General features: G+C 43.3%; 1 protein-coding gene. It reads left to right on the top strand.

The window, feature by feature from the left end; all coding sequences use genetic code 11:
* Positions 1–181: 181 nt before the first annotated feature.
* Positions 182–1009 carry a C39 family peptidase gene (locus tag FZ952_RS11495; protein WP_148881751.1) on the top strand — a complete coding sequence of 276 codons (828 nt, stop codon included), beginning with the start codon at positions 182–184 and terminating at the stop codon, positions 1007–1009.
* Positions 1010–1148: the final 139 nt, after the last annotated feature.

Here is a 1148-nt window from a genome sequence, read left to right on the forward strand (position 1 = left end):
GTTTAGTGCTCCTGGCCAATAATCTCCTTAAATACAATAAGAGAACGGTTCAAATTTAAAAAGCTAGAGTTCCATAATTGGGAATCTCTAGCTTTTTTGTGACTGAGAACTATTTTGTCTCAGACTCATCTTGATTTCTCCCAAAGAAAGCGTTATCATATGTATAAAAGGAGGTGTCGGTATGAAAAATTTAAAAATACTTGTCTTGCTCGGTCTGGGCTGCTGCTTATTAGCTTGTTCTCAGCAGAAAGCTTCAGAGTCCCCTCAGTCTAGAAGCTCTGCCTCTTCTTCTCAAGCTTCGAGCACGAGTCAAGCCCGTTCGAAAGCAGCTAGCAGTAGTCAATCTAGCACTAGCCAGAGTTCGACTTCTACGGAGTCAGGAATCTCCAGTCAGTCAACTGAAAAGGTCAGAGAGGAGGAGACACAGCCTTCCAGCAAAGAAGCAGCTCTCTCAATCAGAAAACGCTTGGAAGTCCCTATGCAGGTTCAGAGAGCTTGGAATACTTGTGCACCGACCTCTGTCAGTATGATTTTAGCTTACAAGGGGGTCAATGTCAGTCAGGAAGAATTGGCGCGAGCGATGGGAACCGACGAGACATTCGGTACCCATAATGTCAATGCTGTCCGTGTCTTAAATCAATATCTGTTTGGCTATGCGGAAGTGCCGGCAGGTCAAGCGGGCTACCATCTAGCGACAGTGAGCAGTAGTGCAAAGAATTCTGAAGATATGCGCCTTTTTAAGGAGCGCTTACGCAAGAATATTGATGATGGCTATCCTATGTATTATACAGTTAATAACGCTCTTCTCTATCCAGGCCGCAAGGGAGAGCACAATGTTGTGGGAACAGGGTACGAGCTATCGGTAGATGGCACTGATATTCTGGCTGTTTATTATCTAGATCCTTCTTATTTGGTTCAGGACCCTGTTTATGGAGGGTTGAAGAAGGTCAGTCCAGAAGAGTTATTGACTGCGATGGTTGCCTGCCAGGAGCCAAATTATGCTTGGTAAATATAAAAAAGAGGCTCTATAATTTCTGTAGTGGGTAAAATCACTGTAGTAATTATGGAGCCTATTTTGTTGTAGAAAAAAAGTCCCATATGACCTATAATGAAAAGCGACAAAACCATCATTAGAAAGACTCATATGG

Origin of the sequence: Streptococcus sp. Marseille-P7376, assembly GCF_902460385.1 — a bacterium.
In the GTDB taxonomy this organism is placed as follows: domain Bacteria; phylum Bacillota; class Bacilli; order Lactobacillales; family Streptococcaceae; genus Streptococcus; species Streptococcus sinensis.

Coding starts and splice junctions, on each gene's coding strand:
- FZ952_RS11495 (WP_148881751.1), top strand. CDS start 182: ATGAAAAATTTAAAAATACTTGTCTTGCTCGGTCTGGGCTGCTGCTTA.